Here is a 20,762-nt window from a genome sequence, read left to right on the forward strand (position 1 = left end):
CGGGAGTACGCGACGGTCGGCCGTCTGCTCCCGGCGGCCGCGGCTGCCCCGTCGACGGCTGTACCTACTAGTATGTACAGTACGGTCATGAGCACCCCGGAGCGACTGATCGAGTCCACTCGCGAGCTGCTGTGGGAGCGCGGCTACGTGGGCACCAGCCCCAAGGCGATCCAGCAGCACGCGGGCGCCGGACAGGGCAGCATGTACCACCACTTCAAGGGCAAGCCCGATCTCGCCCTGGCCGCCCTCCTCCGGACCGCCGAGGAACTGCGGGCCACCGCCGAGGACGTACTGAGCACGCCCGGGACGCCGTACGAGCGCATCGCGGCGTACCTGCGGCGCGAACGCGACGTGCTGCGTGGCTGCCCCGTCGGGCGGCTCACGATGGACCCGGACGTCATGGCGAGCGAGGAGCTGCGCGCGCCCGTCGACGCGACGATCGACTGGCTGCGCGAGACGCTCGCCGGGATCGTCGAAGAGGGCAAGGAGCAGGGCCAGTTCGCGCCCTCCCTCGACGCGGAGGAGGTCGCCGCGACGATCGTCGCCACGGTCCAGGGCGGGTACGTCCTGGCCCGCGCGTCCGGCTCACCCGCCGCGTTCGACACCGGCGTCCGGGGACTGCTGGCCCTCCTCGACCCCGCCCGCTGAGCCACGGCCGGTCGCTCCGACACCCGCCCCCGCAAAGCCACTTGGAGGCACCGTGCACGCCATGCAGTACGAACTGACACTGCCCGCCGACTACGACATGGGCGTCGTCCGCGACCGCGTCTCGCGGCTCGGCCACCGGCTCGACGACTGGGACGGCCTCGGATTCAAGACCTATCTGATCCGCGAGCGGGGTGTGCACGGCTCGCCGGTCAACCAGTACGCGCCCTTCTACCTCTGGAACACCGTGGAGGGCATGAACGCCTTCCTCTGGACGGGCCCCTTCCAGGGCATAGTCGACGACTTCGGACGGCCCGTGGTGCAGCAGTGGACGGGCCTCTCGTACGAGGAGGGAGTCGCCGGCGGCTCCCCCGCCGCCGTCGCGGTGCGGTCCGCCCGGCCCCTGCCCGAGGGCGTCCCGCTGTCGGAGGCGGCGAAGGACGCGGTGCGGGAGACGGAGCGGCTGGCCTCGCTGGACGGCGCCGTCTGCGCGGCCGCCGCCGTCGACACCCGGAACTGGGAGACGGTGCACTTCTCCGTCTGGGCCCATGACACCCCCGAGGCCGTCGGCGAGGTGTTCCAGGTGCTGCACATGTCGCAGCCCGGGCGGGGCCTGCTCCCCCGGGGGCCGCGGTGGTGAGCACGGTCCGCACCGTCCTGGGCGACCTGCCTCCGGAGCGGCTGGGCGTGTGCGACGCGCACGACCACGTCTTCTTCGGCAGCCCCCAGCTCCCCGGCCAGGAGTTGCGCGACGCCGCCTCCGCGCGGGACGAACTCACCGCGTTCCGGGCGCAGGGCGGCGCGAGTGTCGTCCAGTGGACGCCGTACGGGCTCGGCCGGCGGGTGGCGGATCTGCCGATCGTCTCCCGGGACACGGGAGTTCACGTCGTCGCGGCGACCGGACTGCACCAGGCGGCGCACTACGCGCCCGAGATGCTCACCGCACTGCGCGGCAGACTGGCGGAGCTGTTCGTCACGGAACTGACCCGGGGCATCGGCACGACGGGGGTCCGGGCCGGCCTGATCAAGGTCGCCGGGGGCTTCCACGCCCTGGACGCGCACGCCCGCTGGACGATGACCGCGGCGGCCGAGGCCCACCACGCCACGGGTGCCCCCATCGCCGTCCACCTCGAGCTGGGCACGGGCGCGCTCGACGTACTCGACCTGCTGTGCGGCGAGTCGGGGGTGCCGCCGCACCGGGTGATCCTCGGCCATCTCAACCGGGCACCGGATCCGGTGGTGCACCGCCAGGCCGCCGAGGCGGGCGCCTATCTGGCCTTCGACGGCCCCTCGCGCGCCCACCACGCCACGGACTGGCGCATGCCGGAGGCCGTACGGGCCCTCGCCGAGGCCGGGTTCGGCCATCGTCTGCTCCTGGGCGGCGACACGACGACCGCGGCCGCCCGCTCCGTCGACGGCGGTCCGGGCATGCCGTATCTGCTGCGGCGCGTCCGCCCGCGTCTCGAACTCGCCCTCGGCAGGGAGCTGGTGGAGCGGGTGTTCACCGAGAATCCCGCGCGCGCGTTCTCGGTGGAATGGACCTGACGGCGTCGTCCCGCCGGTGGATCAGGCCTCGGCGAGGGCCGTCAGCGGGTCGTCGAGGACCGGCTGCCAGGCCAGCTCGGCGGCGCCCACCAGGCTGTTGTGGTCCAGCGTGCAGGCGAGGATCGGCACGCCGCCGCTCTGCCCCCACAGGCTGCGGTCCGCGACGACGGCACGCAGCCGGTCGGGGTCGGCGTCGAGCAGGGTGCGGTGCAGCCCGCCGAGGATGATGCGGTCGGGGTTGAGGATGTTGACCAGCCCCGCCAGGCCGAGCCCGAGCCGGTCGATCAGCGCCTCGGTGGCGGTGCGCACCGCCGGGTCCGCGTACTGCCCGCGGATCAGGTCGTTGGACTGCTGGAGCAGCGAGACCTCGGGACCCGGGTCGCGGCCGGCGGCGTCCAGGAACGCCAGCGGGTCCGCCTCCACGTCGAGGCAGCCCCGGCTTCCGCAGTGGCAGGGGCGTCCCTCGGGGTTGACGGTGAGGTGGCCGACCTCCAGCGCGAGGCCCGAACTGCCCGTGTGCAGGCGCCCGTCCAGCACCAGCGCACCGCCGACGCCCCGGTGCCCGGTCGCCACGCACAGCAGGTCGCGGGCGCCGCGGCCGGCGCCGTGCCGGTGCTCGGCGAGGGCGGCGAGGTTGACGTCGTTGGCCGCGAAGGCGGGCCCGTGGATCCCGGCGGCGCGCACACGCTCGGCGAAGATCTGGCGGACCGGCGAACCGGCGGGCCAGGCGAGGTGCAGGGGGTTGAGGGCGAGACCGTCCGGTTCGGCGACCGCCGAGGGCACCGCGAGACCGGCGCCGACGCAGCGCCGACCGGTCTGCGCCAGCAGTTCGGCGCCGGCCTCGACGACCGAGCCGAGGACCTTCGCCGGGTCGGCGTCGACGGTCTCGCAGCCGGGCGCGGTCGCGACGATCCGGCCGCCGAGACCGACCAGCGCGGCGCGGAACCCGTCGGCGTGGACCTGCGCGGCGAGCGCGACGGGACCGTCCTCGGCGACCTCCAGGCGGTGCGAGGGGCGTCCCTGCGAACCGGCGGCCGCTCCGGGACGGGCGTCCACGCGGATCAGGCCGAGCGCCTCCAGCTCGGCGGCCACGGCGCCGGCCGTCGCCCGGGTGACGCCCAGTTCGGCGGTGAGGACGGCACGGGTCGGCGCACGCCCGGTGTGCACGAGCTCCAGCGCGGGTCCGAGGGCTCCACGCCCCCGGTCCAGCCGCGTCCGCGTGTTCCCTTCCCCCGCCGCCCGGGGGCCCGCCTTGCCGTTCATGAGGGCGAGTCTCCCATGATCCGGACGACCGGTGGCCCGTCCGGGGTGCGCCGGGAGGCGTCCCCGCACTCCCGGCGCGGCGCCGGCCTCGATACCCGTACCGGAGGGGCCGCGGCCGTCTCCGCGTCCTGCGACTCGCTCACGTGCGTGCGACGGGCGGATCCTGGAAGCCGCCGACCCGCAGGGTGACGTTCAGCCGGCCCGTGAGTCCCAACTCGCTCGGCCCGGTGCCCGCGTGCACCCGGGGAACCCCGTGGTAGGCCGACCGGGACGGGCCGCCGAAGACGAAGAGGTCCCCGCTGCGCAGCTCGACGTCCGTGTACGGCCGGGTCCGCGACTCGGTGTTCCCGAACCGGAAGACGCAGCTGTCGCCGAGGCTCAGGGACACCACCGGCGCGTCCGACCTCTCGTCGCTGTCCCGGTGCATGCCCATGCGGGCGTCGGCGTCGTAGAAGTTGATCAGTGCGATGTCGTGCGCCTCGGAACCGGCCGGCTGCGGGCCGAGGGCGTCCTCCACCGCCCTGCGGCCGAGGTCCGCCAGCCACGGCGGGAACGGCTTCACCGGGGAGCCGTCGCCGTCGACCACGGTGGGCGCGTACCCGTAGGGGTACCAGTGCAGGCCCAGGCAGACCTGCCGCGAGGTCATGGTGCCGCCGCCGGGGGTGCGCACCGTGCGCAGGCCGGCCGGCGGCCTGGCCCACTCCCGGCAGGCGGTCAGCAGCCCCAGCTGACCCTCGAGGTCCAGCCAGTCCGGCAGGTGCACGGCGCCCGGCGCCACCTCCGTCCGCCCGCGCGGAAACAGCTCACTCTCCATACCTTCCATCATCACGCAGCCGTCACGCGGACCGGCGACGACGTGGTGTCCGGCCCGTTCCCGTGGCCCGCCGCCCGGGCCGGCGTGCCTCCCCGGCCGCCGCCGGGCCACCGGGACCGGCTCTGAGCTGCGGCTCGGATAGCCTGGGGCACGATGAACGACCGGATGGCCACACCCTGGGGCGAGCTCACGCTGGCCCGCTTCCCCGAGGACCCCCGCGACAGGCTGCGTGCCTGGGACGCGTCCGACGCCTATCTCCTGCGGCACCTCGCGGCGAGCGGCACCTCCCTGTCCGGGTCGGTGGTCGTGGTCGGCGACCGGTGGGGCGCGCTGGTCACGGCGCTCGCGTCACACCGGCCGGTGCAGATCACCGACTCCTACCTGGCACGGGAGGCGACCCGGGCGAACCTGCGGCGCAACGGCGTCGACGAGGACGCCGTGCGCCTCCTGACCACCCGGGACACGCCCCCCGACCGCATCGACGTCCTGCTCGTCCACGTGCCCAAGAGCCTGGCGCTGCTGGAGGACCAGCTGCACCGGCTGGCGCCCGCCCTGCACGAGGGGACGGTCGTCGTCGGCACCGGCATGGTCAAGGAGATCCACACCTCGACGCTGCGCCTGTTCGAGCGGATCATCGGCCCGACGCGTACGTCGCTCGCGGAGCAGAAGGCCCGGCTCGTCCTCAGCACCCCGGCGCCGGGGCTGGTACGGACCGCCAATCCGTGGCCCTACCGCTACGAACTCCCGGACGGCGTCGGCGTGGTGTCCGGTCGGACCGTCGTGAACCACGCGGGAGTGTTCTGCGCCGACCGGCTCGACATCGGCACCCGCTTCTTCCTCCAGCACCTTCCGCGCACCCGCGACGCCGAGCGCGTCGTCGACCTCGGCTGCGGCAACGGGGTCGTGGGGACGGCGGTCGCGCTGGCCAACCCGCGCGCGCATGTGCTGTTCGTCGACGAGTCGTACCAGGCGGTGGCGTCCGCCGAGGCGACCTACCGGGAGAACACGCGGGGCCCCGGACAGCCGGAGAGCTCACCGGCGCCCTCGGGCTCGGCGGAGTTCCTCGTCGGGGACGGCCTGACCGACGTACCGAACGGGAGCGTCGACGTCGTCCTCACCAACCCGCCCTTCCACTCCCACCAGGCGACGACCGACGCCATCGCCTGGCGGATGTTCACCGGAGCACGGCGCGCGCTGCGTCCCGGCGGTGAGCTGTGGGTGATCGGCAACCGCCACCTCGGGTACCACCTCAAGCTGCGGCGGCTGTTCGGCAACAGCGAACTCGTCGCGAGCGACGCGAAGTTCGTGGTGCTCAAAGCGGTCAGGAAGTAGCGCTCCGCGGGCCCGGGGCGAGGCTCCCGGCTCCCGCCGCGGGGGCTGCCGAGCGGGTGCGACGTCCGGGCGGTCCTGTCCGGGGGCACCGGTGCGTGTCAGCCCTCCAGAGGGCGGAAACCGGGCAGCTCGGCCCGGACCGCGGCGACCCCGGGGCGCGGCCGGCACGCACACGGGACGCTCACGTCCGCAGCACGCCGATGAGGTGCGCCACCGTCCGCGCCATGGCCTCCCGCCCCGCGCCGAGGTACGCGCGCGAGTCCACCGCCTCGGGGCGGGCGGTGAGGAACTCCCTGATGGCGCCGGTCATGGCGAGGTTCAGCGCCGTTCCGATGTTGACCTTGGCGATGCCTCCGGCGACGGCCGAAGCGAGTTCGTCGTCCGGGACCCCGGAGGAGCCGTGCAGCACGAGGGGCACGTCGAGGGCCGCGGCGAGGCGTTTGAGCAGTTCGTGGTCGAGGGCCGCGGTGCGGGTGGTCATCGCGTGCGAACTGCCGACCGCGACGGCCAGCGCGTCCACGCCGGAGTCCGCCACGAAGGCCCGCGCCTCGGCGGGGTCGGTGCGGGCACCGGGTGCGTGCGCGTCGAGGGCCGGTTCGCCTCCCTTGCCCCCGACCTTGCCCAACTCCGCCTCGATCCACAGCCCTTGGGCGTGTGCCCAGTCGGCGGCGGCGCGGGTGGCGGCGAGATTCTCCTCGTACGGCAGCCGGGCGGCGTCGTACATCACGGAGCTGAACCCTGCGTCGGCGGCCTGACGCAGGAGCGCGTCACCCTGCACGTGGTCCAGGTGGAGCGCGACGGGCACCGCGGCGCGCTCGGCCGCCGCGGTCGCGGCACGGGCGAGCGGGAGCACCCGTCCGTACCGGAACTTCACGGCGTTCTCGCTGACTTGAAGGACGACGGGTGCGTCCACGAACTCGGCGCCCGCGATGACGGCTTCGACGTGTTCCAGCGTGATGATGTTGAACGCGGCGACGGCGGTCCGCTCCCGGACGGCGGCGGTGATCAGGTCACCGGTGGCTGCGAGTGGCACAACTCCTCCTTCTGCGCGGGCGGTCGTGCCGGTTCAGCGGGCGTCCGGCTGGAGGATCACCGAGCGGGTGAGGTGGCGGGGCCGGTCCGGGTCGAGCCCGCGGGCGGCGGCGACCGCGACGGCGAGACGCTGGGCGCGGACGAGTTCGGCCAGCGGGTCGAGACGGCCGGCCACCCACCGGGCGCCGGTCCCCCGCACCTGCTCGGCCAGACCCTCGGGGGCCTCGCCGAGCATCCAGGTGGCCGTGCCGTGGGTGGAGACGCTGATGGGGCCGTGCCGGTACTCCATCGCCGGGTAGGCCTCCGTCCAGGCCAGTGAGGCCTCACGCATCTTCAGTCCGGCCTCGCTGGCCAGCCCGACGGTCCAGCCGCGGCCGAGGAAGGTGAACTGCGCGCAGTCGACCAGCCCTTCGGGCAGCGGGGTGTCGAGCGCGGTGGCCGCGTCGGCCACGACGGCGTCCGTGTGCAGTCCGAGGTGGGCGCGGAGCAGGGTGAGCGCGGTGGTGGCGAACCGGGTCTGCACGACCGACCGCTCGTCCGCGAAGGCGAGCACCACGACGTCGTCGGCCGCCTCCATGACGGGTGTCCCGGGGTCGGCCGTGACAGCCGTGGTGCGCGTCGCGCCCTTGAGGCGGCCGAGGAGTTCGAGCACCTCGGTGGTGGTTCCGGACCTGGTGAGCGCGACGACGCGGTCGTACGCGCGGCCGTACGGGAACTCCGACGCGGCGAACGCGTCGGTCTCACCCTGCCCGGACCGCTCACGCAGCGCGGCGGCGGCCTGGGCCATGAAGAGGGAGGTGCCGCACCCGACGATCGCGACCCGCTCCCCCGGCGCGGGCAGCGCGGCGCCGTGCCCGGGGGCCTGCTCGGCGGCCCGGGCCCAGCACTCGGGCTGGCTGGTCAGCTCGTTCTCGACATGGGTCATGCCGTACCCCTCCCCGCAGATGCAGTTTCGTGCAAGATAGCGCGCCTTTTCGAGCAACATCAAGCATTCAAGCGCCGCATAGGTGCGTTAGGGTCGCGGAGGAACGAGGAACGGAGAGTGCGGATGTCGCGCGACGCCCGCTGGAAGACGCTGCTGGAACTGCTCGTGGAGCGGGGCCGGCTGGACGTCGAGGAGGCCGCGGCGGAGCTGGAGGTGTCGGCGGCGACGATCCGGCGCGACTTCGACCAGCTCGCGGAACAGCAGATGCTCGTCCGCACCCGTGGCGGGGCGGTCGTGCACGGGGTCTCCTACGAACTGCCGCTGCGCTACAAGACCGCCCGGCGCGCCTCGGAGAAGCAGCGGATCGCGAGGGCGGTCGCCGACCTCGTGGCACCCGGCGAGGCGGTGGGCCTGACCGGCGGCACGACCACCACGGAGGTGGCCCGCGCGCTGGCCGTGCGCCCCGACCTCGCGTCCGGGTCCCCCGCGCTGACCGTGGTGACGAACGCGCTCAACATCGCCAACGAGCTCGCCGTACGGCCCCAGTTCAAGATCGTGGTGACGGGCGGGGTCGCCCGCCCCTCCTCGTACGAGCTCGTCGGCCCGCTCGCGGACGGCGTGCTCGGCCAGATCAGCGTCGACGTCGCGGTGCTCGGCGTGGTCGCCTTCGACGCCACGCACGGGGCGGCGGCGCACGACGAGGCGGAGGCCGCGATCAACCGCCTGCTGTGCGAGCGCGCCGAGCGCGTCATCGTCGCCGCGGACTCCAGCAAGCTGGGACAGCGGGCGTTCGCCCGGATCTGCGCGGCCGACGCGGTGGGCACGCTCGTCACCGACGCCGGGGCCGACGAGGCGACGGTACGGCGGTTCCAGGACGTGGGCCTCGAGGTCCTCGTGGTCTGAATCCGGCCACTTCCCCCCTGTACGTGTGGCAGGCAGGCACCTACCCTGACTTTGTGCCGCTAATAAACAAACTGTCCTCGCACAGCGTCGTGCCGGGCAACGACCTGACCCGGCTCCGCCTCGCCATCACCGCCTTCTTCGCCCTCGACGGTTTCGTCTTCGCCGGCTGGGTCGTGCGCATCCCGGCCATCAAGGAGCAGACCGGCGCCTCGGCCAGCTCACTCGGGCTCGCGCTGCTGGGGGTTTCCGCCGGGGCGGTGATCACGATGATGCTCACCGGCCGACTGTGCCGCCGCTTCGGCAGCCATCCGGTGACGGTGGTCTGCGGTGTCCTCCTCGCACTCAGCGTCGCCCTGCCACCGCTCACCCATTCCGCCCTGACCCTCGGTGCCGTCCTGCTCGTCTTCGGCGCCGCTTACGGCTGCATCAACGTCGCGATGAACAGCGCGGCCGTCGACCTGGTGGCCGCGCTCCGGCGGCCGGTGATGCCCGGCTTCCACGCGGCCTTCAGCCTGGGCGGGATGCTCGGAGCCGGTCTCGGCGGGCTGGTGGCCGCCCACCTGTCCCCCACCCGCCATCTGCTCGGCCTCACCGCGATCGGACTCCTCGTCACGGCGGTCGCCGGGCGTACGCTGCTGCGCCAGGAACCGCCGGTACCCCCCGACCGCACGGACGCCGAGCAGAAGGCGCCCCGCCGCCTCGACGGACGTACCCGCGGACTCGTCGCGGTCTTCGGCCTCATCGCGCTCTGCACCGCGTACGGCGAGGGAGCACTCGCCGACTGGGGCGCGCTCCACCTGGAGCAGGACCTCGACGCGCACCCCGGTGTGGCGGCGGCCGGCTACTCCTGCTTCGCACTGGCCATGACCATCGGGCGGCTGAGCGGTACGACGCTCCTCGAACGGCTCGGCCGGACCCGGACCCTGGTGGCGGGCGGCACGACGGCCATGCTGGGCATGCTGGTCGGCTCGCTCGCCCCGTCGGTGTGGGCGGCGCTGCTCGGCTTCGCGGTCACCGGCCTCGGGCTCGCCAACATCTTCCCGGTGGCCGTCGACCGCGCCGGCGCGCTCGCGGGCCCGACCGGCGTCGCCGCCGCGTCCACGCTGGGCTACGGGGGCATGCTGCTCGGGCCGCCCGCGATCGGTTTCATGGCCGACTGGTACTCGCTGCCCGCGGCGCTCACGAGCGTGGCGGTACTGGCGGGAATCGCGGCGCTGATCGGATTCGCCACACGCCGGGTGACGGTCGCCTGACGGCCGGCGCTGCCGCAGCCCAGGAGCGTAGGTCCGGCCCGCCTCTCGGCGGCGGCGGCGCTCGACCGCGGCCGGCCCGGTCTTCGACGGGGTGGACCGGAGGGCAGACCGTTGGTGAGTCGACTGACGCGCCTCAGGTGAACGGGTGCGTCAGCGCCTTCCCCGTAACCGACGTCATACGGAACGGCGGCAGGGCTCGGCCGGGCCGCCGCGGAAAGTTCATGTTCTTGCCGCTCCCTGCGGGCGCCCGCCACTCGCTTCCCCTCAACGGCACTCCATCCGGCACACTCACCGCATGGAGATTGCGCAGTTCTTGGAAACCCTCGACCGCGAGGGGCAGTTGCTGGCGGCCGCCGCCGGGCGGGCCGGTTCCAAGGCCAAGGTCCCGACCTGCCCGGACTGGCAGGTACGCGACCTCCTTCGGCACACCGGCATGGTGCACCGCTGGGCGACGGCATTCGTCGCCGAACGGCACACGAGCTACCAGCCCGACGCCGGCCTGCCCGACCTGGACGGCGACGAGCTCCTGACCTGGTTCCGCGAGGGCCATCGGCGGCTCGTCGACACACTCGCCGCCGCTCCGCCCGACACCGAGTGCTGGAGTTTCATGCCGGCCCCTTCGCCACTGGCGTTCTGGGCGCGGCGCCAGGCCCACGAGACCACCGTGCACCGGGTCGACGCCGAGTCGGCGCTGGGCACCGGATCGAGCGGGGTCGGCACGGATCTGGCGGCGATCGGCACGAAATCCTCGGCGGTCGCCACGGACTTCGCACTGGACGGCATCGACGAGTTGCTGAGCGGATTCCACAACCGCGGCAAGAGCAAGGTGCGTTCGGAGGAGCCCCGCACGCTGAGAGTGCGGGCGACCGACGCCGAGGACGCCGCGTGGACCGTACGGCTGTCGCCGGAGCCGCCCGTGATCGAACGGGGAGCGGACGGACACGTCGACTGCGAACTCGTAGGTCCCGCCGACCAGTTGTACCTGTCACTGTGGAACCGTCGGCCGTTCCCCGAAGTGACGGGCGACGCCGAGGTGGCGGCGCTGTGGCGGGAGACGTCGGCGGTCACCTGGAACTGATCCCCTGAATTGCCCCCTGCGACCTGTATGCGGAAGCTACGGGCGCGAAGGGGCGGCAGGTTCAGGAGCAGTCGGTGGCGCCGCCCGCGAGCATCCGGTGCAGCACCGCGCGCTGCACCGGCAGCACCTCGTCGTGCAGTGCGCGGCCCCGCGGTGTGAGCGCCACACTGACCCCCCGGCGGTCCTCCGGACACACGCACCGCGTGACATGTCCGTCCTTCTCCAGGCGGCCGATCAGCCGGGACAGCGCACTCTGACTCAGGTGCACCCGCTCGGAGATCTCCTGCACGCGATACGAAGGGCCGCCGCCCGACGCCGTGCCCGCGGCCAGTACGTCGAGCACCTCGAAGTCGCTGGCGCCCAAGCCGTACGGATGGAGCTCGCGGTCGAGTTCGCACAGGGTGCGCGCATGCACCGCGAGGATGTCCCGCCACCGGTCCACGAGCACGTGCTCGGCCTTCTTCGCCGCCATGGCCGCACCGTAGCAAAGAACCGACTTTGTTGCATCGGAATTAAATGCGCTTGCATTGGATGCGCGTGCATGTAGTGTCGTCGGCATGACCTCTCCGCTCACCACCCCCGCGTCCCAGGGAAGCTGGACGCCCCGGCTGTGGGGCACCCTGCTGGTGCTCTGCGCCGCGATGTTCCTGGACGCGCTGGACGTGTCGATGGTCGGCGTCGCCCTGCCGTCCATCGGTTCCGAACTCGACCTCTCCACGTCGACGCTGCAATGGATCGTCAGCGGCTACATCCTGGGATACGGCGGACTCCTCCTCCTCGGCGGACGCACCGCCGACCTCCTGGGCCGCCGCCAGGTCTTCCTGGTCGCCCTCGGCGTCTTCGCGCTCGCGTCGCTGCTCGGCGGACTCGTCGACTCGGGCCCGCTGCTCATCGCCAGCCGCTTCATCAAGGGGCTGAGCGCCGCGTTCACCGCGCCGGCGGGACTGTCCATCATCACCACGACCTTCGCCGAGGGCCCGCTGCGCAACCGCGCGCTCTCGATCTACACCACCTGCGCGGCCACCGGCTTCTCCATGGGGCTCGTGCTCTCCGGTCTCCTCACCGAGGCGAGCTGGCGGCTGACCATGCTGCTGCCCGCCCCGATCGCCGTCGTCGCACTGATCGCGGGCCTGCGGCTCATCCCGCGCAGCGAACGCGAGAGGGACCACCGCGGCTACGACATCCCGGGCGCCGTCCTCGGCACCGCCGCGATGCTGCTGCTCGTCTTCACCGTCGTCCAGGCGCCCGAGGTGGGCTGGGGCACTGCCCGCACGCTGCTCTCCTTCGCCGCCGTCGCCGTGCTGCTCTCCGTGTTCGTCGCCGTCGAACGCCGCAGCCCCAGCCCGCTCATCCGGCTCGGCGTCCTCCGCTCGGGCAGCCAGATCCGCGCCCAGCTCGGCGCGATGGCGTTCTTCGGCTCGTACGTCGGCTTCCAGTTCATGGTGACGCTGTACATGCAGTCGCTGCTCGGCTGGTCGGCGCTGCACACCGCTCTCGCCTTCCTGCCCGCCGGCGCGCTGGTCGCCCTGTCCTCGACGAAGGTCGGTTCCGTCGTCGACCGGTTCGGCACCCCGCGCCTCATCGCGGTCGGCTTCGCCCTGATGGTCGTCGGCTACGCCCTGTTCCTCCGCGTCGACCTCGACCCCGTCTACGCGGCCGTCATCCTGCCGACGATGCTGCTGATCGGCGCGGCCTGCGCCCTCGTCTTCCCGTCGCTCAACATCCAGGCGACGAACGGCGTGGAGGACCACGAGCAGGGCATGGTCTCCGGCCTGCTGAACACCTCGGTCCAGGTGGGCGGCGCCATCTTCCTGGCCGTGGTGACGGCGGTGGTGACCGCGAGTTCGTCCGAGGGTTCCTCCCCCGAGGTGGTCCTCGACAGCTACCGCTCGGGGCTGGTCGTCGTCACGGGTATCGCTCTCGCGGGCTTGATCGTCACGCTCACCGGCCTGCGGGCCCCGCGTTCGCGGGAGACGATCCTGGTCGCCCGCTCCCCGCACGAGGAGCCCGCGGAGGCAGCCAAGCAGACGGAGGAGGCGCGGGTGGCGGTCGTCGACTGAGTCCGCATCCGCACCCTCGACCGGGTGCCAGGCGATGCCTTCCTCGACTCGGTGCCGACCGGCGACTCGGTGCCATGCGATGCCCTCCCTCGACTCGGTGCCGACCGGCGACTCGGCACCGACCGATGCCTTCCCTCAACTCGGCGCGCCCGACGGACAGTTCTTGTCTGTCGGGCGTACGCCTGTTTGACTGGATGTATGGGGAAACGCACGCAGGCGGAGCGGGACGCGATGACGGTCGAGATCGGGTACGCGCTGTTCGCCGGTGCCGTGCTGGCCGGCGCCGCCTTCATGGCAGTCGCGCACGCGCTCCCGGCGGTCTTCGGGATTTCCGGTGGACCGCTGAGGCAGACGGCGGCGGGCCTCGCGGCCGGCGTCTTCTTCGCGACCGTCGTGACGGTCCTGACCCGCTTCCCGCGGATCGGTCAGCCCAGCCAGCCCGGCCGCACCAACCCCGACTCGTAGGCCAGAACGACCAGTTGGGCGCGGTCGCGCGCACCCAGCTTCACCATGGTCCGGCTGACATGCGTCTTCGCGGTCAACGGACTGACGACCAGGCGGCGGGCGATCTCGTCGTTCGACAGACCGATCCCGACCAGAGCCATCACCTCCCTTTCCCGCTCGGTGAGTTCACTCAACGCCCCCGCCGCCGCGGGCTCCTTGGAGCGGGCGGCGAACTCCGCGATCAGCCGACGGGTCACACCCGGCGACAGCAACGCGTCGCCCTCGACCACCGCCCTCACGGCACGCAGCAGTTCGTCCGGCTCGGTGTCCTTCACCAGGAAGCCGGAGGCTCCGCAGCGGATCGCCTCGAAGACGTACTCGTCCAGTTCGAAGGTGGTGAGCATGACCACCTTGACGCCCTCCAGGCCCGGGGCGTCGGTGATCCGGCGCGTGGCGGCGAGCCCGTCGAGCCGGGGCATCCGGATGTCCATCAGCACGACGTCCGGGCGCAGTTCGCGCACCTTCTCCAGCGCCTCCTCACCGTCGGCCGCCTCACCGGCCACCTCGATGTCGGGTTGCGCGTCCAGGAGCGCTTTGAATCCCGCCCTGACCAGCGACTGGTCGTCGGCGAGCAGTACGCGGATCACCTGGCCTCCTCGGATTTGAGCGGCAGTACCGCCAGTACACGGAATCCGCCTCCGGCGAGCGGGCCGGCCTCGATCGTGCCACCCAGCGCCGCCGCCCGCTCGCGCATCCCGGCGAGCCCGTTACCGCTGCCCCCGGCGTCCGCACCGGTCGCGGGCCCGTCGTCGTCGATCCGCAACCGCAACGCCCCCTCCGCCCGGTCGATCCGCACGCGCGCACTGCGCGACCCCGAGTGCCGTACGACGTTGGTGAGCGCCTCCTGCACGATGCGGAACGCCGCGAGGTCGGTACCGGGTGCCAGCGCCGGGACCCTGCCCAGCACCTCGACCGTCAGTCCGGCGCTCGCCGCCTGCTCCACGAGTTCGGGCAGCCGGTCGAGCCCCGGAGCCGGCGCGCGCGGAGCCTCACCGGGCGCCCGCAGCGTGTCGAGGACCTGCCGGACCTCGCCCAGCGCCTCCTTGCTGGCGGTCTTGATGGTGGTGAGCGCCGTACGCGCCTGTTCGGGGTCGGAGTCGAGAAGCGCGAGACCCACGCCGGCCTGGACGTTGATCACGGAGATGCTGTGCGCGAGGACGTCGTGCAGCTCGCGAGCGATCCGCAGGCGCTCCTCGTCGGCCCGCCGCCGGGCGGCCAGCGCACGCTCGGCCCGGTCACGCGCCCACTGCTCACGGCGTACGCGGGCCAGTTCCGATACCGCCACGATGGCGATGACCCAGGTCGCGGTGACGATCTCCTGACTCCACGCGGCGGGCTCGCCCCCCGCCGGCGGCAGCCAGACGTAGAGCCAGTGCGCGACCAGCACGTGCCCGACCCACAGCATCCCGACCGCCGCCCAGGCCGCCCGGCGGTGCCCGGCGACGATCGCGCCGAAGCAGCCCACCGCCACCGTGAGGAACACCGGCCCGTACGCGTACCCGGCGCCCAGATAGACCGTCGCCGCGGCGGCCGTGGCGAAGGCCGCGAACGCCGGGTAACGCTGCCGCCACAGCAGTACGCCGCAGCCCACGAGGAGCAGCACACGCGCGAATGCGTCCAGCGGCGCCCGCTCGTCCGCCTGGGCGTGGGACGCGAAGGTGCTGCCTGCGAGCACGAAGACGGTGAGCAGGAGCGTGGAACGCCACGGCCAGCGGGCACCGCGGTCCTCGTCGTCCCGGCGGCCCCACCCGGGCGGCCCGTGCCGCCACCACCGGGGTGGCCCGCCCCACGTCCGGGACCTGCGGGTGCGCTGCTCTTCCATGACGGTCACGCTAGACGCCGCAGGGCCCTCCGAGCGTCAGCCAGGCGTGGTGACCAGCCGTACTCCCGGCGGAGTACGGAGGCGGGCGTGCGCTGCGGGGCTTTGATTTTCGATGGCGATGGGCTTGTACGGGGTCGGGGGCTTCGACGGGTGGGGGATGTGACGGGTTCGGGGGCCTCGGGGCGCCCGACTGAGCGCGGTCAAGAGGGCTGGGGGTACACCAACCCGACCCCGTGCGCGAGTTGCGCCGCCGCATGCCGGAAGAAGGGGTCCCGGTCCTCGACGACACGATGGAACTGCCCGAACAGCTCGAATCCGATCAGCCCGAACAACTGCGCCCAAGCGGCGACAAGCGCCACGGCCACCTCGGGCGGCAGGTCGGGCGCGAGGTCGGCGGCCATCCGCTGCGCCTCCGTCTTCAGCTCCGCGGCCAGCGGAGGCCGGGCCACGCCCTTGCCTCGATGGGCGTCACGGACGATGCCGACGAGGAGCAGCGCCACTCGGGAGGCGGGTCGCACGGTCGTATCCGGGGCGGCGTAACCGGGCACGGGCGAACCGTAGATCAGCGCGTACTCGTGCGGATGCGCCAGCGCCCAGTCGCGTACGGCTACGCACACCGCGACCCAACGGGCCTGCGGTGCTGCGTCGGCGACTGCGGAGTGCGCCGTCTCCGCGGCCTCGCCGAGGGAGTCGTAGGCGTCGATGATCAGGGCGGTCAGCAGGTCGTCGCGGCTGGGGAAGTAGCGGTAGAGGGCGGAGGACACCATGCCGAGCTCTCGGGCGACGGCGCGCAGCGAGAGCCGGGCGGCACCCTCGGACGCGAGCTGTCTGCGCGCCTCGTCCTTGATGGCTGCGGTGACCTCGATCCTGGCCCGGGCCCTGGCGCCTCGTGCGGTACTCATGCGGGCAGTATTCCACGTTTTCAGAGCAGTGCACACAAACGAGATCAGTGCTCTCGAGGATGGGTTTTGCTTTTCGGGGCCCGCTGGAGGGGGTCTCGGGAGCGCGCGCGGGCGGACCACTGGAGCAGCGCTCTTTGTCGTGGGCACCGCTCTTCGCGGTGAGCAGTGCTATCGCGACGGCTGTGCGACTGAGGGTGCGAGCGGCGATCTCAAAAGTGAGCGCTGCTCTTCAGAGTGGGTGCCGCTCTGCGAAGCGAGCACCGCCCACCATGGCGAGCGGTGCCCTGAGGCGAACCCTGCGGCGGGACGCACCGTCCTCCGGAGGGAGCCGACCAGCGGTGGCGAGCGGCACCCACGCCCGTGAGCAGCAGATAGCGACGGACACCCTGCCGCGGCGAGCGCCGACCCGTACGGCAAGCGCCGCCCGCCCTTCAGGTGAGCGCTGCTCCGCACGGCGAGCACCGCCCTTCAGGTGAGCGCCGCTCCGCACGGCGAGCAACGCCCTCCAGAGCGAGCACTGCTCCGCACGGCGAGCACCGCCCTCCAGGGCGAGCCCCGCTCTCTTATGTGAGCAGCGACCACCGGGGCAGTCCGACCATTCGTACGACGACGGGCGCCGCACCGCCCAACAGCGCACACCCCACACCCCAGCGATCCGCGCCCATTGGGGCTCAGAGGCGCAGGGCCCGGGGCACGGACTGGCAGAGCCGACGGTGGCGGGCGACTTGGGCTCCCCACACCACCGCCATCCCGGCAGGCCAGACCCTCCCCACTCCACACTCCACACTCCAGCCACAGCAGCCCCACAAGCCCCCAGCGCACCGCCCCACCCCGCCCCGTGAACGCCTGCTCCGAACGGCGAGCATCCGCTCCGAACCGCGAGCACCCGCACCAAAACAAGAGCACCGACCACATTAGAGAGCACCGCTCTTGCTTTGGATCACCGATCTCGTACACACTGATGCCAAGCGAGAGCACTGCTCTCCCAGCGCTCTCCCCTATCCAGGAGGAACCGATGTCGTCGTCGACCCACTACCTCAAGCCGAAGGCCTTCGACAAGGCGATGAACGGCTTCATCGGATGGCTCGCACGCCACGGCGTCAGCCTCCTCGGCAGCGCCGAACTCTCCGTCCGGGGGCGCAAGAGCGGCGAGTGGCGCAAGGTCCCCGTCAACCCGCTCCCGTACGAGGGTGGCCCCTACCTCATCTCGGCCCGCGGCCACTCCGAGTGGGTCCGCAATCTCCGGGCCGCCGGCGGCGGAAAGCTTCAGGTCGGCCGCAGGACACAGGAGTTCACCGCCGTGGAGCTGCCCGACGAGGAGAAGCCGGTCGTCCTGCGCACCTACCTCAAGAAGTGGGGCTGGGAGGTCGGCCGCTTCTTCGGCGACGTCAACGTGAAGAGCAGCGACGAGGAACTTCTCGCCGCCGCTCACAAGCACCCGGTGTTCCGGATCACGGTCAAACCCTGACACATACGCGGGCGAGCCCGGTGGCCTCAACGCGTCGGCTGTCGGGTCGGTGCACCTTGCCTCGGGTTCAGTTGGACGTCCCCGCCCCGCACATAAGCGATTCGGCAGGGCGCCCAACCCTCTAGTCAAAGCCCCAGGGTCCGGGGTCAGGGTCCGGCGAGAGGCCAGGCCCCTGGCCTGAGCCTGGCAAGCAACCGCTGGCCTTCAAGGAGCCCCCGCCGGAGTCCGTCAAGGCGCCCCAGCCCTACCCTCCCGAATGGGTGCCCCTCCCGGACAACTACCGACTCTCCCTGATCAGCCCCGGCCCTCCCGAATCAGTCCCGACGCTCCTGACTCAGTCGCGACCCTCCCGGATCACTCCCCGGTCTGCCGGTCCAGCATGGTCAGGGCTCGTCCGGCCATGGGGTGGCTGCGGACCATCTCGCCGAGCGACGTGGAGCCGCGGGTGATGCCGGTGAACGCCTTCCAGGCGGGGCGGAAGCCGGTGAGCGCCGCGTGGAACACCCCGGGGCGCCGCTCGAAGGCCGCGAGCATCCGCTTGCCGACACTCATCTCGACGCCCAGCCCCGCCTTGATGGCGAAGGCGTAGTTCAGGGCCTGGCGCCGGGTGTCGACGGCGTCGTGCGCCTCGGCGATTCGTACCGCCCACTCCCCCGCGAGCCGTCCCGAGCGCAGCGCGAAGGAGATGCCCTCGCGGGTCCACGGTTCGAGGAGCCCCGCCGCGTCCCCGCACACCAGCACCCGGCCGCGGGACAGCGGAGAGTCGTCGGCGCGGCAGCGCGTCAAGTGCCCGGAGGAGATGCTCGGTTCGAAGCCGGCGAGCCCGAGCCGGGCGACGAAGTCCTCCAAGTACCGCTTGGTCGCGGCGCCTTCGCCGCGGGCGGAGATCACGCCGACGGTGAGGGTGTCCCCCTTGGGGAAGACCCAGCCGTAACTGCCGGGCATGGGGCCCCAGTCGATGAGTACCCGGCCCTTCCAGTCCTCGGCGACGGTCTCGGGCACCGGGATCTCCACCTCCAGGCCGAGGTCGACCTGGTCGAGCTTCACACCGACGTGCGCTCCTATCCGGCTGGCGCTGCCGTCCGCTCCGACGACGGCGCGGGCGAGCACCGACTCGCCGCCCTGGAGCACGACCGCGACGGTGCGCCGGTCCGGTACGGCCGACCCGTGCTGTTCGACGCGCGAGACCGTGACGCCCGTACGGAGTTCGGCGCCGGCCTTCTGCGCGTGCTCGACCAGTTGCTGGTCGAACTCCGGCCGGTTGATGAGGCCGAAGAGCATGTGCTTGGAGCGGCGGGTGCGCGCGAACTTCCCGTCCATCGAGAACGTGACCGCGTGCACCCGGTCCTGGAACGGCAGCTCGAAGCCGGGCGGCAGCGAGTCGCGGGAGGGGCCGATGATGCCGCCCCCGCACGTTTTGTAGCGGGGAAGTTCCGCCTTCTCCAGCAGCAGGACGCTGCGTCCCGCGACCGCTGCCGCGTAGGCGGCCGAGGCCCCCGCGGGTCCCGCGCCCACCACGACGACGTCCCATACCTGCTGCGCGTCGTCCGCCGCCGAAGAGTTCTCGCTGCTCACGATGGTCTACTGCTCCCGATCCAGCCGCCTGCCGCACCTTTCCCCCGCATCCTACGGCGGGCATCGCCGCAGGCCACTGTGGGAGGATCGGCAGCGTATGCGCCCTGCACACCAGTTACGCGCGTACACCCCGGGGGACACCGCAGAACAACCCGCACAAGGTCCACAACTCGTACACCGTACGTCGCGTACACCCCGTACGCCGAAGTACGACGTCGCACCCACAAGGAGCGTGCCCATGTCGTCGAATCCGGTCGCCGAGACCGTCGCCTCGCTGATGCCCAGGGCGAGGGCGGAGCTCACCGAGCTGGTGGCCTTCAAGTCGGTGGCGGACTTCGACCAGTACCCGAGGAGTGAGAGCGAGGGTGCCGCCAACTGGGTCGCGGACGCGCTGCGCGCCGAGGGTTTCCAGGACGTGGCCCTGCTCGACACCCCCGACGGCACGCAGTCGGTGTACGGCTTCCTGCCCGGTCCCGAGGGCGCGAAGACGGTCCTGCTGTACGCGCACTACGACGTGCAGCCGCCGCTGGACGAGGCCGCCTGGGCGACGCCGCCGTTCGAGCTGACGGAGCGCGACGGCCGCTGGTACGGACGAGGGAGCGCCGACTGCAAGGGGGGCGTGATCATGCACCTGCTCGCCCTGCGCGCGCTGAAGGCGAACGGGGGTGTCCCCGTGCACGTCAAGGTGATCGCCGAAGGGTCCGAGGAGCAGGGCACGGGGGGGCTGGAGCGGTACGCCGAGGAGCACCCGGAGCTGCTGACGGCCGACACCATCGTCATCGGCGACTCCGGAAACTTCCGGGTGGGGCTGCCGACGGTCACCTCGACGCTCCGCGGCATGACCCTCGTACGCGTCCAGGTCGACACGCTGGAGGGGAACCTGCACTCCGGACAGTTCGGCGGCGCGGCCCCGGACGCGCTCGGGGCGCTGATCCGGGCGCTGGACTCGCTGCGCGCGGAGGACGGTTCGACCACCGTCGACGGGCTCGCGGGTGACGCGCGGTGGGACGGGCTCCAGTACGACGAGGAGAATTTCCGCAAGGACGCGAAGGTGCTCGACGGGGTTCAGCTGATCGGGTCCGGTACGGTCGCGGACCGCATCTGGGCGCGTCCGGCCGTCACCGTTCTCGGCATCGACTGTCCGCCGGTGGTCGGCGCGACGCCGTCCGTGCAGGCCGGCGCCCGTGCGCTGGTGAGCCTGCGAGTGCCGCCGGGCGTCGACGCGGCCGAGGCCACCAAGCTGCTGCAGGCCCATCTGGAGGCCCACACGCCGTGGGGTGCCCGCCTGCGGACGGAGCAGATCGGCCAGGGCCAGGCGTTCCAGGCGGACACCGCCAGCCCGGCGTACGCCGCGATGGCCGAGGCCATGGCGGTCGCCTACCCGGGCGAGGAGATGCAGTACGCCGGTCAGGGCGGCTCCATCCCGCTGTGCAACACCCTGGCGTCGCTGTACCCGGAGGCGGAGATCCTGCTCATCGGGCTCAGCGAGCCGGAGGCGCAGATCCACGCCGTGAACGAGAGCGTGTCCCCCGAGGAGCTGGAGCGACTGTCCGTGGCGGAGGCGCTGTTCCTGCGGAACTACGCGGCGAGCTGAGCCGAGCCGATCGCGCGGGAGCCACGCCGACGCCGAGCAAGTTGAGC

The 20,762-nt window shown here is 72.5% G+C and carries 20 protein-coding genes; 11 read left to right on the forward strand and 9 right to left on the reverse strand.

Features of this window, described 5'->3' with window-relative positions; all coding sequences use genetic code 11:
• The first annotated feature begins 87 nt into the window (after positions 1–87).
• Genes ACZ4VA_RS12235 through ACZ4VA_RS12245 form a run of 3 tightly spaced genes read left to right on the forward strand, consistent with a single transcriptional unit; the run spans position 88 to position 2,190 of the window.
• Positions 88–648 carry a TetR/AcrR family transcriptional regulator gene (locus ACZ4VA_RS12235; protein ID WP_468081063.1) on the forward strand — a complete coding sequence of 187 codons (561 nt, stop codon included), beginning with the start codon at positions 88–90 and terminating at the stop codon, positions 646–648.
• A 52-nt stretch (positions 649–700) separates the two neighbouring features.
• The gene (locus ACZ4VA_RS12240) at positions 701–1,285 is read left to right on the forward strand and encodes a DUF4865 family protein (RefSeq protein WP_355793943.1); all 585 of its coding nucleotides are present in this window, start codon (positions 701–703) and stop codon (positions 1,283–1,285) included.
• Complete coding sequence (locus ACZ4VA_RS12245) at positions 1,282–2,190, forward strand: phosphotriesterase family protein (protein ID WP_468081066.1); 909 nt, start codon at positions 1,282–1,284, stop codon at positions 2,188–2,190. The genes ACZ4VA_RS12240 and ACZ4VA_RS12245 overlap by 4 nt, the downstream gene beginning before the upstream one ends.
• A gap of 21 nt (positions 2,191–2,211) precedes the next feature.
• On the opposite strand, the gene ACZ4VA_RS12250 is transcribed toward ACZ4VA_RS12245, so the two are convergent.
• Complete coding sequence (locus tag ACZ4VA_RS12250) at positions 2,212–3,453, reverse strand: ROK family protein (protein WP_356165719.1); 1,242 nt, start codon at positions 3,451–3,453, stop codon at positions 2,212–2,214.
• A 139-nt stretch (positions 3,454–3,592) separates the two neighbouring features.
• The gene (locus ACZ4VA_RS12255; protein WP_355795841.1) at positions 3,593–4,267 is read right to left on the reverse strand and encodes an alpha-ketoglutarate-dependent dioxygenase AlkB family protein; all 675 of its coding nucleotides are present in this window, start codon (positions 4,265–4,267) and stop codon (positions 3,593–3,595) included.
• Positions 4,268–4,420: 153 nt separating this feature from the next.
• Between ACZ4VA_RS12255 and ACZ4VA_RS12260 the strand changes: the two genes are divergently transcribed.
• Complete coding sequence (locus ACZ4VA_RS12260; RefSeq protein ID WP_355793413.1) at positions 4,421–5,599, forward strand: methyltransferase; 1,179 nt, start codon at positions 4,421–4,423, stop codon at positions 5,597–5,599.
• A gap of 181 nt (positions 5,600–5,780) precedes the next feature.
• Here ACZ4VA_RS12260 and ACZ4VA_RS12265 read toward each other — a convergent pair whose 3' ends face one another.
• Positions 5,781–6,632, reverse strand: a complete 852-nt coding sequence (locus tag ACZ4VA_RS12265; protein WP_468081069.1) for a class II fructose-bisphosphate aldolase — start codon at positions 6,630–6,632, stop codon at positions 5,781–5,783.
• A gap of 33 nt (positions 6,633–6,665) precedes the next feature.
• Positions 6,666–7,556, reverse strand: a complete 891-nt coding sequence (locus ACZ4VA_RS12270) for an SIS domain-containing protein (protein ID WP_356165724.1) — start codon at positions 7,554–7,556, stop codon at positions 6,666–6,668.
• A gap of 123 nt (positions 7,557–7,679) precedes the next feature.
• Between ACZ4VA_RS12270 and ACZ4VA_RS12275 the strand changes: the two genes are divergently transcribed.
• The 3 genes from ACZ4VA_RS12275 to ACZ4VA_RS12285 all read left to right on the forward strand — a co-directional run bounded on the left by ACZ4VA_RS12275 (position 7,680) and on the right by ACZ4VA_RS12285 (position 10,790).
• On the forward strand, positions 7,680–8,459 hold the full coding sequence (locus tag ACZ4VA_RS12275) for a DeoR/GlpR family DNA-binding transcription regulator (protein ID WP_468081071.1): 780 nt from the start codon (positions 7,680–7,682) through the stop codon (positions 8,457–8,459).
• Between the two features lie 89 nt (positions 8,460–8,548).
• Positions 8,549–9,712, forward strand: a complete 1,164-nt coding sequence (locus tag ACZ4VA_RS12280) for an MFS transporter (RefSeq protein ID WP_356165937.1) — start codon at positions 8,549–8,551, stop codon at positions 9,710–9,712.
• A 295-nt stretch (positions 9,713–10,007) separates the two neighbouring features.
• Positions 10,008–10,790 carry a maleylpyruvate isomerase family mycothiol-dependent enzyme gene (locus ACZ4VA_RS12285; protein WP_468081073.1) on the forward strand — a complete coding sequence of 261 codons (783 nt, stop codon included), beginning with the start codon at positions 10,008–10,010 and terminating at the stop codon, positions 10,788–10,790.
• A 61-nt stretch (positions 10,791–10,851) separates the two neighbouring features.
• Here ACZ4VA_RS12285 and ACZ4VA_RS12290 read toward each other — a convergent pair whose 3' ends face one another.
• Positions 10,852–11,262 carry a MarR family winged helix-turn-helix transcriptional regulator gene (locus ACZ4VA_RS12290; protein WP_355782259.1) on the reverse strand — a complete coding sequence of 137 codons (411 nt, stop codon included), beginning with the start codon at positions 11,260–11,262 and terminating at the stop codon, positions 10,852–10,854.
• 85 nt (positions 11,263–11,347) lie between these two features.
• On the opposite strand from ACZ4VA_RS12290, the gene ACZ4VA_RS12295 reads away from it, so the two are divergent.
• The gene (locus ACZ4VA_RS12295) at positions 11,348–12,850 is read left to right on the forward strand and encodes an MFS transporter (RefSeq protein WP_468081075.1); all 1,503 of its coding nucleotides are present in this window, start codon (positions 11,348–11,350) and stop codon (positions 12,848–12,850) included.
• Positions 12,851–13,048: 198 nt separating this feature from the next.
• Positions 13,049–13,315, forward strand: coding sequence for a DUF6332 family protein (locus tag ACZ4VA_RS12300; protein WP_468081077.1), 267 nt, complete (start codon positions 13,049–13,051; stop codon positions 13,313–13,315).
• Here the strand turns inward: ACZ4VA_RS12300 and ACZ4VA_RS12305 are convergent.
• From ACZ4VA_RS12305 to ACZ4VA_RS12315, 3 genes are all read right to left on the reverse strand, one after another.
• Positions 13,276–13,941: a response regulator gene (locus ACZ4VA_RS12305; RefSeq protein WP_468081079.1), complete on the reverse strand. Its 666-nt coding sequence runs from the start codon at positions 13,939–13,941 to the stop codon at positions 13,276–13,278. The two genes, ACZ4VA_RS12300 and ACZ4VA_RS12305, sit on opposite strands and share 40 nt — an antisense overlap.
• Positions 13,938–15,176, reverse strand: a complete 1,239-nt coding sequence (locus ACZ4VA_RS12310; RefSeq protein ID WP_389389217.1) for a sensor histidine kinase — start codon at positions 15,174–15,176, stop codon at positions 13,938–13,940. Before ACZ4VA_RS12310 ends, ACZ4VA_RS12305 begins: the two co-directional genes overlap by 4 nt.
• 200 nt (positions 15,177–15,376) lie before the next feature.
• Complete coding sequence (locus ACZ4VA_RS12315; protein WP_355782274.1) at positions 15,377–16,078, reverse strand: TetR/AcrR family transcriptional regulator; 702 nt, start codon at positions 16,076–16,078, stop codon at positions 15,377–15,379.
• Between the two features lie 1,015 nt (positions 16,079–17,093).
• Here ACZ4VA_RS12315 and ACZ4VA_RS12320 point away from each other — a divergent pair.
• Entirely contained in the window at positions 17,094–17,546 is a 453-nt protein-coding gene (locus ACZ4VA_RS12320; protein WP_355782277.1) for a nitroreductase family deazaflavin-dependent oxidoreductase, read from the forward strand.
• 354 nt (positions 17,547–17,900) lie between these two features.
• Here ACZ4VA_RS12320 and ACZ4VA_RS12325 read toward each other — a convergent pair whose 3' ends face one another.
• Positions 17,901–19,121 (reverse strand): geranylgeranyl reductase family protein, encoded by a 1,221-nt coding sequence (locus tag ACZ4VA_RS12325; RefSeq protein ID WP_356165740.1) that lies wholly within the window; start codon positions 19,119–19,121, stop codon positions 17,901–17,903.
• 238 nt (positions 19,122–19,359) lie between these two features.
• On the opposite strand from ACZ4VA_RS12325, the gene ACZ4VA_RS12330 reads away from it, so the two are divergent.
• Positions 19,360–20,715 (forward strand): dipeptidase, encoded by a 1,356-nt coding sequence (locus ACZ4VA_RS12330; RefSeq protein WP_356165743.1) that lies wholly within the window; start codon positions 19,360–19,362, stop codon positions 20,713–20,715.
• Positions 20,716–20,762 lie beyond the last annotated feature (47 nt).

This window comes from Streptomyces sp. NPDC028308 (assembly GCF_055565855.1).

Coding starts and splice junctions, on each gene's coding strand:
- ACZ4VA_RS12235 (WP_468081063.1), top strand. CDS start 88: ATGAGCACCCCGGAGCGACTGATCGAGTCCACTCGCGAGCTGCTGTGG.
- ACZ4VA_RS12250 (WP_356165719.1), bottom strand. CDS start 3,453: ATGAACGGCAAGGCGGGCCCCCGGGCGGCGGGGGAAGGGAACACGCGG.
- ACZ4VA_RS12255 (WP_355795841.1), bottom strand. CDS start 4,267: ATGGAGAGTGAGCTGTTTCCGCGCGGGCGGACGGAGGTGGCGCCGGGC.
- ACZ4VA_RS12260 (WP_355793413.1), top strand. CDS start 4,421: ATGAACGACCGGATGGCCACACCCTGGGGCGAGCTCACGCTGGCCCGC.
- ACZ4VA_RS12270 (WP_356165724.1), bottom strand. CDS start 7,556: ATGACCCATGTCGAGAACGAGCTGACCAGCCAGCCCGAGTGCTGGGCC.
- ACZ4VA_RS12275 (WP_468081071.1), top strand. CDS start 7,680: ATGTCGCGCGACGCCCGCTGGAAGACGCTGCTGGAACTGCTCGTGGAG.
- ACZ4VA_RS12285 (WP_468081073.1), top strand. CDS start 10,008: ATGGAGATTGCGCAGTTCTTGGAAACCCTCGACCGCGAGGGGCAGTTG.
- ACZ4VA_RS12290 (WP_355782259.1), bottom strand. CDS start 11,262: ATGGCGGCGAAGAAGGCCGAGCACGTGCTCGTGGACCGGTGGCGGGAC.
- ACZ4VA_RS12295 (WP_468081075.1), top strand. CDS start 11,348: ATGACCTCTCCGCTCACCACCCCCGCGTCCCAGGGAAGCTGGACGCCC.
- ACZ4VA_RS12300 (WP_468081077.1), top strand. CDS start 13,049: ATGGGGAAACGCACGCAGGCGGAGCGGGACGCGATGACGGTCGAGATC.
- ACZ4VA_RS12310 (WP_389389217.1), bottom strand. CDS start 15,176: ATGGAAGAGCAGCGCACCCGCAGGTCCCGGACGTGGGGCGGGCCACCC.
- ACZ4VA_RS12315 (WP_355782274.1), bottom strand. CDS start 16,078: ATGAGTACCGCACGAGGCGCCAGGGCCCGGGCCAGGATCGAGGTCACC.
- ACZ4VA_RS12320 (WP_355782277.1), top strand. CDS start 17,094: ATGTCGTCGTCGACCCACTACCTCAAGCCGAAGGCCTTCGACAAGGCG.
- ACZ4VA_RS12330 (WP_356165743.1), top strand. CDS start 19,360: ATGTCGTCGAATCCGGTCGCCGAGACCGTCGCCTCGCTGATGCCCAGG.